Source organism: uncultured Lutibacter sp. (assembly GCF_937891065.1).
In the GTDB taxonomy this organism is placed as follows: domain Bacteria; phylum Bacteroidota; class Bacteroidia; order Flavobacteriales; family Flavobacteriaceae; genus Lutibacter.
The window spans coordinates 1-10,780 of sequence record NZ_CALAEQ010000077.1; the positions used below are offsets into that span (position 1 = coordinate 1).

At 30.7% G+C, this 10,780-nt stretch carries 9 protein-coding genes; 3 read left to right on the forward strand and 6 right to left on the reverse strand.

Features of this window, described 5'->3' with window-relative positions; genetic code table 11:
- Positions 1 to 1,076: formate--tetrahydrofolate ligase (locus Q0352_RS04455; protein ID WP_299524246.1), on the forward strand; the 1,076-nt coding region annotated here is incomplete at its 5' end.
- Between the two features lie 181 nt (positions 1,077 to 1,257).
- Here Q0352_RS04455 and Q0352_RS04460 read toward each other — a convergent pair.
- The 4 genes from Q0352_RS04460 to gyrB all read right to left on the reverse strand — a co-directional run bounded on the left by Q0352_RS04460 (position 1,258) and on the right by gyrB (position 6,143).
- Entirely contained in the window at positions 1,258 to 1,827 is a 570-nt protein-coding gene (locus Q0352_RS04460) for a peptidylprolyl isomerase (protein WP_299524249.1), read from the reverse strand.
- 199 nt (positions 1,828 to 2,026) lie between these two features.
- Entirely contained in the window at positions 2,027 to 2,947 is a 921-nt protein-coding gene (locus Q0352_RS04465; protein WP_299524252.1) for a malate dehydrogenase, read from the reverse strand.
- A gap of 143 nt (positions 2,948 to 3,090) precedes the next feature.
- A complete protein-coding gene (locus Q0352_RS04470; RefSeq protein ID WP_299524255.1) occupies positions 3,091 to 4,116 on the reverse strand; it encodes a DUF6588 family protein in 1,026 nt (341 codons plus the stop codon).
- 86 nt (positions 4,117 to 4,202) lie between these two features.
- Positions 4,203 to 6,143: a DNA topoisomerase (ATP-hydrolyzing) subunit B gene (gyrB, locus tag Q0352_RS04475; RefSeq protein WP_299524258.1), complete on the reverse strand. Its 1,941-nt coding sequence runs from the start codon at positions 6,141 to 6,143 to the stop codon at positions 4,203 to 4,205.
- Positions 6,144 to 6,539: 396 nt separating this feature from the next.
- Between gyrB and guaA the strand changes: the two genes are divergently transcribed.
- Together guaA and Q0352_RS04485 are read left to right on the forward strand one after the other, a co-directional pair.
- Positions 6,540 to 8,072 (forward strand): glutamine-hydrolyzing GMP synthase, encoded by a 1,533-nt coding sequence (gene guaA, locus Q0352_RS04480; protein ID WP_299524261.1) that lies wholly within the window; start codon positions 6,540 to 6,542, stop codon positions 8,070 to 8,072.
- Between the two features lie 29 nt (positions 8,073 to 8,101).
- Entirely contained in the window at positions 8,102 to 9,835 is a 1,734-nt protein-coding gene (locus tag Q0352_RS04485; RefSeq protein ID WP_299524264.1) for a LysM peptidoglycan-binding domain-containing protein, read from the forward strand.
- Between the two features lie 73 nt (positions 9,836 to 9,908).
- On the opposite strand, the gene Q0352_RS04490 is transcribed toward Q0352_RS04485, so the two are convergent.
- On the reverse strand, positions 9,909 to 10,424 hold the full coding sequence (locus Q0352_RS04490) for a DUF2892 domain-containing protein (protein ID WP_299524267.1): 516 nt from the start codon (positions 10,422 to 10,424) through the stop codon (positions 9,909 to 9,911).
- Between the two features lie 53 nt (positions 10,425 to 10,477).
- Positions 10,478 to 10,780: cytochrome c biogenesis protein (locus tag Q0352_RS04495; RefSeq protein WP_299524270.1), on the reverse strand; the 303-nt coding region annotated here is incomplete at its 5' end.

Genomic DNA, 10,780 nt, shown 5'->3' on the forward strand with positions numbered 1-10,780 from the left:
CTTCTGAGGTGATGGCTATTTTATGTATGGCTGAAAATTTTAAAGATTTAAAAGAGCGTTTGGGGGCTATTTTTATTGGATTCACTTTTGATAAAAAACCAGTTTTTGCACGTGATTTAAAGGCTGAAAATGCCATGGCAATTTTATTAAAAGATGCCATAAAACCAAATTTAGTGCAAACGTTGGAAGAAAATCCTGCAATTCTTCATGGTGGTCCATTTGCAAATATAGCGCAAGGAACAAATACAATTATTGCAACTAAAATGGGATTATCATTATCTAACTATGTAATCACGGAAGCAGGTTTTGGAGCCGATTTGGGTGCTGAGAAGTTTTTAAATATTAAATGTGTGGCAGCTGGGTTAAATCCAAAAGCAGTTGTGTTAGTTGCTACAACTAAAGCTCTACGCCATCATGGTGGCGCTAAAAATGAAGAATTAAACATTCCAAATTTTGAATATGTAAAAGCTGGTTTTTGTAATTTAGAAAAGCATATTGAAAATATTAGAAAATTTAACATAGAACCTGTTGTGGCAATTAATTCTTTTACAAATGATTCAAAGGAAGAAGTAGATTTTATTATTGAAGAATGTAAAAAATTAGGTGTACAAGCTGTTGTGTCTGAAGGATGGGCAAAAGGAGGTGAAGGAACTAAAGATTTAGCACAAGCGGTTGTAAATGTTGTTGAAGCTACAAAGACCCAATTTAAACCACTTTACGATTGGAAATCTCCAATTCAAGAAAAAATTGAGATCATTGCTAAAGAAATTTATGGAGCGGATAGAGTGGATTTTGATAAAAAAGCGAAACTAAACTTAAAACGAATTGACAGGCTTGGATTTAATGATTTTGCTATTTGTATGGCGAAAACACAAAAATCGTTTTCTGATAATGAATTTATGATTGGAAGGCCAAAAGGCTTTGTAGTTACAGTTCGAGAAATTGAAATAGCTGCTGGAGCACGGTTTATAATTCCGATTTTAGGTCAAATGATGCGTATGCCAGGTTTGCCTGGAGTACCTGCTTCAGAAGGGATGACTATTGATGATAATGGAGTGATTTCAGGATTGTCTTAAAGGTAAATTCTTTTAAAACAAAAAAAATAGGCTGTCTAAAAAGTCTTAAAAAGCGTCATTCTGAATTAAATTCAGAATCTCATCACGCTGATTTCAGTTAATATGAGAACATGAAACAATTTTAGATTGACGAAAATTTTACTTTTTAGACAACCTTTTTTTTATAACAATTTAATCGTTTTTATTTTATTCTAGTGATAGATTTAATAATTATAGGATTTAGCAATTGTTGATTGTTGTTTTCTCCATCTTGAATTTTTCTTACAATATCCATTCCTTTAGATACTTTTCCAAAGGCAGCAAACCCAAAACCATCTGGATTTCTTTTCCCATTAAAATCTAATTCAGGTTGATTATTTATACAAATAAAGAAACTACTTGTGGCAGAATTTGGTTCGCTACGAGCCATAGAAAGTGTTCCGTCTAAATGTTTTATTCCAGTTTTTTCTGTAGTTTCAATAGCAATAGGAGGGAAATTTTCACCCTCAGAAATATTTCCTCCTTGAATTACTTCTATTTTTATTTCTCTTTCAGCTTCATTTTCTGGAGTTGTAACTCTAAAAAACGATGAATTTGTGTATAAACCTTCATCAACGTATTTTAGGAAGTTAGCTACCGTAATTGGTGCTTTTTCTGGATATAATTCTATTAAAATTGTTCCTTCACTAGTTTCTATTGAACAAGTTATTATGTTGTCAAAACTTAGAAATGTGAATGCTAGAATGAGTGTAAAAATGATTTTTGATTTCATAATATGTTTAATTCAATAATTGAGAAATAAGTGAAACAAAGAAAATAGAGGAAATATAAAAAATAGCAGAACGTTAGTGATAAGGTGCTTTTTCATAGTAGTAAGTAGTTGATTATGCACAAGATAATAAATAAAACAAAAAAACTCCTCAAAATTTAATTTTGAGGAGTTTTTTTTATGTCTAATCTTTAAAAATGAATTATAATAACTCGTTCACAGCTCTAACACCAACAGCGCTATCTGCAAATTTAGCTTTTTCAGCATCAGATAATTCAATTTCAACAATTGTTTCAATACCATTTTTACCAATAATACATGGTACACCTAATGAAATATCATTTAAACCATATTCACCTTCTAATAAAGCTGAACAAGGGAATATTTTTTTAGTATCACAAATAATTGCATGAACCATAGAAGAAACTGCTGCACCTGGAGCATACCAAGCACTTGTTCCTAATAATTTAGTTAAAGTAGCTCCACCAACTTTAGTGTCTTCAACTACTTGTTGCATTCTTTCTTCTGATAAAAATTCAGAAACAGCAACGCTATTACGTGCAGCTTTTCCAATTAAAGGAACCATTCCTGTATCACTGTGACCACCAATTACCATACCATCAACATCAGATTGAGGACAACCTAAAGCTTCTGCTAAACGAAATTTAAAACGAGCGCTATCTAAAGCTCCTCCCATTCCAATAATTCTATTTTTAGGTAATCCAGAAGATTTATGAGCTAAATAAGCCATAGTATCCATTGGGTTACTTACAACAATAATGATAACATTTGGAGAATGTTGAATTAAACTTGCAACTACTGATTTTACAATACCAGCGTTAATTCCAATCAATTCTTCACGTGTCATTCCAGGTTTTCTTGGAATTCCACTTGTAATAACCGCAACAGTACTTCCTGCAGTTTTTGAATAATCGTTTGTTGCACCTGAAATTTTTGTATCAAACCCCATTAATGAAGCGGTTTGCATTAGGTCCATTGCTTTTCCTTCTGCGAATCCTTCTTTAATGTCTATTAATGTTACTTCTGATGCGAAATTTTTAATTGCGATGTATTCAGCGCAACTCGCACCTACAGCTCCTGCTCCTACTACTGTTACTTTCATATTTTTGTATTGTTTATTTATAATAAAATTTAGCTTCAAAAATACAAAATTTTAAATGAAAGAGATGTAATATTTATAACAAAAAAACAGGATTGCTAAATGGCAATCCTGTTAAAAAATTATGATTGAGTAATTTGAGTATTTTATCTAAAACTAAAAGCAATACCTGCTGAAACTGTATTATATTCTTTAATGGTGTAATCTCCATAAATTTTAAAGAAGCCAAGGCCAATTCTTAACCCCAATGTTCCTCTAGGTCCATTGGCATTAAAATTCATATTTATAGGATTTTTAATAGTTTCACTAACAGTGTCAATTTCGTTGTCATTGCTATCTTTTATTTCGTAGTCTAAGGTATAAGTTCCATTCAATTTTAAAGTTGAAGTACCTTTATCATAACCAATTCCTCCATAAATAGTGATAAAAGGAAAATCTAAAGAAGCTAAAGTTTGTATGGTGAACGCATTTAATTTAAAGGTTGCTTCTTGGTTGCTTCCGGCTAAACCATCTATGTTTGCTAGATTGTAAGTTGTATTCATAGTAGTATAGCCTCCAAAAACAGCAACGTTTAATGGTAATTTATCTAAAGCACTAAAATACTGCATTAAATTGTGTTTAATTCCAACACCAATTAAATTTCCTTCAACATCATCAGTATTAATTTTAGGTAAATAGCGAATGCTGATATCTGTATCAAAAGGTATTCCTATGCTAGCTTGAATCATTGGAGAAGGCACTGCATTAAGCGGTATGTCACCTCCAATACCATCAGGCATTGTAAATTGTGTGACTTTATAATTATTAGCATCAGGAATTCGAACAGCAATTACACTGCTATTATTTGATCCCATAACTGTTTGAATTTTACTATCGCCACTTTCTATTGAAAGGTATTGATAATCACTACTATTAAATTGAAATGTTTTTGATGAATTTGGAGCTATTGCGGCATTGACATTTATTGTAATATCAAAACCTAGTTTTTTATGAGTTTTAGCAGTATGATACCAACCATTGTTTAAACTATAAAGCATTCCGTCCATAACAGGAGACATATAGTTTTTCATTAATAAGTTTGCATCATCATTGGCTAGTAATAATAATTCTAACTCTTGAGATTTTGCAGAAAAGCTTAATAGAAAAATGAGTATTAAGGTTAGTTTTTTCATTATTGGGGTTTTATGATATGTAAAGATATAAAAAAAGACCACTTGAGAAAGTGGTCTTTTTTTATAAAATTCAATAATTAGATTAATTATGCATCAATCTTTGCGTATTTAGCATTTTTCTCAATAAATGCTCTACGTGGAGGTACTTCGTCACCCATTAACATTGAAAAAACTCTATCAGTTTCAGTTAAATTATCAATAAAAACTTGTCTAAGAGTTCTAAATTCAGGATTCATAGTTGTATCCCAAAGTTGAATAGCATTCATCTCTCCAAGACCTTTATAACGTTGTATATTTACACTGCCACCTAAATTATGAGCAATTAAATCACGTTGGTCATCACTCCAAGCATACTCTTTTTTCTGACCTTTTTTAACCAAATATAAAGGAGGTGTTGCAATAAAAATATGTCCGTTTTCAATTAATTCTCTCATATATCTAAAGAAGAACGTAAGAATTAATGTCGCAATGTGGCTACCATCAACATCGGCATCACACATAATAACTACTTTATTGTAACGAAGTTTTGAGATGTTTAAAGCTCTTGGATCTTCTTCAGTTCCAATAGAAACACCAAGTGCAGTATACATATTTTTGATTTCTTCGTTTTCAAAAACTTTATGTTGCATGGCTTTTTCAACATTCAAAATTTTACCTCTTAATGGTAAAATAGCTTGAAATGCTCTATCTCTTCCTTGTTTTGCTGTTCCACCTGCCGAATCTCCCTCAACTAAGAAAATTTCACATTTTTCAGGATCCGTTTCTGAACAGTCACTTAATTTTCCTGGTAAACCACCAATAGACATCACTGTTTTACGTTGCACCATTTCACGTGCTTTTCGTGCTGCATGACGAGCCGTAGCAGCTAAAATTACTTTTTGAACAATAATTTTAGCATCATTAGGGTTTTCTTCTAAATAATCAGTTAACATTTCTGATACAGCCTGACTAACTGCTGAAGTAACTTCTCTATTTCCTAATTTTGTTTTTGTTTGCCCTTCAAACTGAGGTTCTTGCACTTTTACAGAAATAATGGCTGTTAATCCTTCACGGAAATCATCTCCTGCAATTTCAAATTTTAAGTTTTTAAGCATCCCAGAATCATCAGCATACTTTTTTAAAGTGGCCGTTAATCCACGTCTAAATCCAGCTAAATGCGTTCCTCCTTCATGGGTGTTAATATTGTTAACGTAAGAATGTAAATTTTCTGAATAAGAAGTGTTGTATACCATTGCTACTTCAACTGGAACACCATTTTTTTCGCCTTCAATAGAAATAACATCTGAAATTAAACACTCTCTTGTAGCGTCTAAATATCTTACAAATTCAGGTAAACCTACATCACTGTAAAACCTTTCTGTAGTAAAATTACCTTCTTCATCAGGGGCTCTTTGATCAGTTAAAGTAATGGTAAGTCCTTTATTTAAATATGAAAGTTCACGCATTCTTGTTGCTAACGTTTCATAATTAAATTCAGTTGTTTGTGTAAAGATTGAACTATCAGGAGTAAATGTTACTAAAGTTCCTTTATCGTCACTTTCACCAACCGTTTTTGCAGGGTATATTGCTTTTCCTTGTTCGTATTCTTGTTCCCAAATTTTACCATCTAAATATACTGTAGCTTTTAAATGTGAAGAAAGCGCATTTACAACTGATACACCAACACCATGCAATCCTCCAGAAACTTTATAAGAATCTTTGTCAAATTTTCCTCCGGCACCAATTTTGGTCATTACAACTTCTAATGCAGAAACACCTTCTTTTTTGTGTATTCCAACAGGAATACCACGTCCATTATCTTTTACTGATAAAGAACCATCTTCATTTATAATTACTCCAATGGTATCACAATGACCCGCCATTGCTTCATCAATAGAGTTATCTACAACTTCATAAACTAAATGGTGTAAACCTCTTATTCCAATATCTCCAATATACATGGAAGGGCGCTTACGCACATGTTCCATTCCTTCTAAAGCCTGAATACTATCGGCTGAATAATCGTGTTTTTTAGCTTCTTCGCTCATATTTAAAATTTGTTTTTATATAAATTCTATAACAAACAAATATAATTATTGAAGTAGTTTTTTTAACAATTTTTAAGTTGGTTAATATAGTAAGTTATTAACAATTGTAAATTATTAAAAACGTTCTTAAAACAGCTAAAAACAGCCTTATTATTAATTTTAAACATTTTAAAGTTTGTTTTATTTAGTCAAATAGTAAAGCGGTTTTATAAGGCTTTATTTGAAGTCTGAAAACCGCTTAATTGATAGCTTTATTTATGAATTTATGAAGTAAAAAAGCTAATTTCACTTTAAAGTGAATCTTTTTTATTGAAGTTATTTTTTCTGATTAATAAGTTTTTAAGAAAAAATGTGTAGAAAGTAGAGGGTATATTTATATTAATATTATTTTTGCGGATGCAACAAAAGGTACTTATTTTAGATTTCGGATCGCAATACACACAATTAATTGCGCGTAGAGTTAGAGAACTCAATATTTTTTGTGAGATTTTTCCTTACAATAGTAAAAACTTTACCATTGAAAATTACAAAGCTATCATTCTTTCAGGAAGTCCATTTTCTGTGAGAGCTGAAGATGCACCACATCCTGATTTATCAGCTATAAAAGGAAAATTACCTTTATTAGGAGTTTGTTTTGGGGCTCAGTTTTTGGCACATAATTTTGGAGGAAAAGTAGCCGCTTCAAATACTCGTGAATATGGTAGAGCAAATCTTTCATTTGTAAAAGAAAATGAATTATTTTTTGAAGGAGTTGAAGAAGGAAGTCAGGTTTGGATGAGCCATAGTGATACCATTGTTGATTTACCAGAAAATTGTGAGTTAATTGGAAGCACACACGATGTTACCAATGCAGCGTTTAAAATTAAGGATGAAGCTACTTACGGAATTCAATTTCACCCTGAAGTTTATCATTCAAAAGATGGTCTAAAAATTTTAGAAAACTTTTTAGTGAAAATAAGTGGAGTAGCACAAACTTGGACGCCAGATTCATTTGTTGAATCAACTGTTGATAGATTGAAAAAGCAACTTGGTAATGATAAAGTTGTATTAGGACTTTCAGGAGGGGTAGACTCAACAGTAGCCGCAGTTTTATTAAGTAAGGCAATTGGTAATAATTTGTATTGCATATTTGTAAATAACGGTTTATTGCGTAAAAATGAATTTGAAAATGTATTAGATCAATATAAAGGAATGGGTTTAAATGTGAAAGGTGTTGATGCTTCGGCACGTTTCTTGAAAGAGCTTGAAGGAGAATCTGACCCTGAAGGAAAACGTAAAATAATTGGTAGAGTCTTTATTGAAGTTTTTGATGATGAAGCACATGTATTAGAAGATGTGAAGTGGTTGGCACAAGGAACAATTTACCCAGATGTTATTGAATCTGTTTCAGCAACTGGTGGACCTTCAGCAACTATAAAATCGCATCACAATGTAGGTGGATTACCTGATTTTATGAAACTGAAAATTGTAGAGCCTTTAAAAATGTTATTTAAAGACGAAGTTAGAAGAGTTGGGAAATCTATGGGGATTGATGCTGAATTATTAGGAAGACACCCATTTCCGGGTCCAGGGTTAGGAATTCGTATTTTAGGAGATATTACTGCGGAAAAAGTTAGAATTTTACAAGAAGTAGACGCTATTTTTATAAACGGATTAAAAGAAGCTGGTTTGTATGATAAAGTTTGGCAAGCAGGCGCAATGTTATTACCGGTTAATTCAGTTGGAGTTATGGGAGACGAAAGAACTTATGAGAAAGCGGTTGTTTTAAGAGCTGTAGAATCTACTGATGGTATGACTGCTGATTGGGTAAATTTACCATATGAGTTTTTGCAAAAAACATCTAATCAAATAATAAACGGGGTAAAAGGCGTTAATAGAGTAGTGTACGACATAAGCTCAAAACCACCTGCAACTATTGAATGGGAATAACCCATACATTATAAATTAAATTTCATTTTATGAAAAAAAATAAATTCTTACTACTGTTTCTTCTTTTTAGTGTGGCAATTGTTTTTGCACAACAAAAAAAGTATGTATCATATACTGTAAAAAAAGGAGAAACTTTAAGAAGTATTGCTAAAGAATATGACTTATCTAAAAGGGATTTAAAAAGGCTAAATCCAGGAGTTGATTCAAAACCTGAACCAAAAACCATTATAATTGTACCTAATAAGAACTTTGGAAAAACAGTTGTTGAAATAATTGAGGTTGATAACGATTTATATACAGTTCAGCCAAAAGAAACACTGTATGGAATATCGAAGAAATTTGGAGTTACCATTGACGAATTAAAAGCTGCAAACCTTGAGTTAGAAAACGGCGTTAAAATTGGGATGAAATTAGTAATTCCTAATCAAAGTTCTCCTACCGATGTAAATGATTCAATTAATTATTTACTACATACTGTTATTAAAGATGATACAGTATATAATTTAACAAAAAGATATCAAGTTACAGCCGAAAACTTATTAAAGTTAAACCCAATATTAAGCGAAGGTTTAAAACTTGGGATGTTATTAAAAATTAAGCCAAAAGAAATTCTTGAAGAAGAAGAAGAAGGTGATGAAGATGATGAAGATTATGATGAAATTGGGATTTTCAAGGAACAACTGAATTTTGATAAAGAACTAAATGTTGTAATAATGCTTCCCTATCAGTTAAATAAAATAACAGATTCAATAAGAGACATAAGTTTTGGGAAAGGCACCTCGCTTTTAAATATTACAACCGATTTTCATTTGGGAGCTAAAATGGCTATTGATTCATTAAGACAAAAAGGATTAAAAATAAATGTTCAATATTTAGATACTGAAAATTCTAATTATAAATTACAATATCTTGTTAATACTATCAATTTTAAATCAACAGATGTAGTTATAGGACCTTTATTTTTTGATAAAGCTTATTGGGTAGCCAAGCATATTAAAACACCAGTTATGGCACCGGTTTTTTCGAAAAAACAAGACTCACTTTCTACAAATAACTTAATAAAAACTTCACCAAATTTAGAAGTATATGAGAATAAGTTATTAAATTATATGAGAGATAATTATAATGGTGAAACAATTGTTATAGTTAATGATGAAAAACCTGAAAACCAATCTAAACTTTGGAGAATTGTAAACAAAATAAAAGCATTTGATTCTATTCAAAAAGTTGTTGTAATAAAACCAAAAGACGGTTTTATTAAAAGTGAAATCTTCTCGAAAAAATTAGATACGTTATCAAAAAATTGGGTGTTTATAATTAGTGATGAAATAGTAACCACTGCAGCAGCTGTTAATAACTTAAAAACATATGCTGCAGATGTTGATATTCGCTTATTCGCATTAAATAAAGGAAGTAATTTTGACAATATTGAGAATAGCTTTTTAGGGAAATTAAATTTTGCATTTCCTACTTCTGAAACTATCGGCATTAGAGATCGTTTTATGATGCGATTTAATGAAAAGTATAAATCTACAAACTTTGCCTTTCCAACAAAATATGCTATCAGAGGTTTTGATGTTACCTACGATACTTTAATAAGAATTGCAAGCTCAGATAGTTTTGAAAATGGATTAACTGCGGGCGCATCTTCAAGATTATCAAGTGTTTTTAATTATGATAAAAAGATATTTGGAAGTTTTGAAAATACTGGAGTAGTATTAATTCAATATACAAAAGACTTAGAAATTTTAAAGCTTGAATAGATTTAAAATACTATAATAACCATAAAAAAAGCGCAACTGACAAGTTGCGCTTTTTTTATGGTTATTATAGTATTTACATTTTCTTCATTTGGTCTTTAAGCATTTTAATTTGATCTGCTAAAACTTTTTGAGTATCTAGTTTCTTTGCTTCATTAATTAACATTGTTGCTTCACGTTTACGTCTTTTTGACATCGCAATACCAGCTAATTGTAGTTTAGCCATTGCAATATCATGCTTCATACTTAAGCCTAAACTTAAAGCTTTTTTAAAGAATTTTTCAGCTTGAGTTAAGTTGGTTTGTGAAACCATAATTCCTTGTAAAAAATTGTAATATCCTTGCTGTTTTTTTACTAAAGCACTACTTGGATTTTTAATATAAGTTAACCATTTGCTTGCTCCAGCAAAATTTTGTTTTCTTAATTGCCAAAATGCTAATAATATAAATTCATTTTTAAAGTATAATAAAACAAAAATACCAGCAAATAATAACAGTGAAATACCATTCATTATATTTCCTTCAACAAATTGAAAGATTGCCCAAATTGAAATTCCTCCCGCTATTACTAATTTTATATACTTATTAAACATCTATAATCTATTTTTTAATGGAATGCAAAGTTACATTTTTGCAATGATTATAATTATTTTTTATAATGTTTTTTATGTTGAAAAAATGCAAAGGCAGATAATATAGCTACAAAACCTATTGCATAATATACAAATGTAGGTGTTATAACTTTATCTCCACTCGCGTAAGAATGCAATCCAGATAAGTAAAAATTAACACCAAAATATGTCATTAAAATAGAAGCAAACGCAGCAATAGAAAACACATTAAAAGTGAATTTACTTCTTAAGCCAGGAATTAACCTTAAGTGAAGCACAAATGCATAAATCATAATACTAATTAAAGCCCAAGTTTCTTTTGGATCCCATCCCCAATA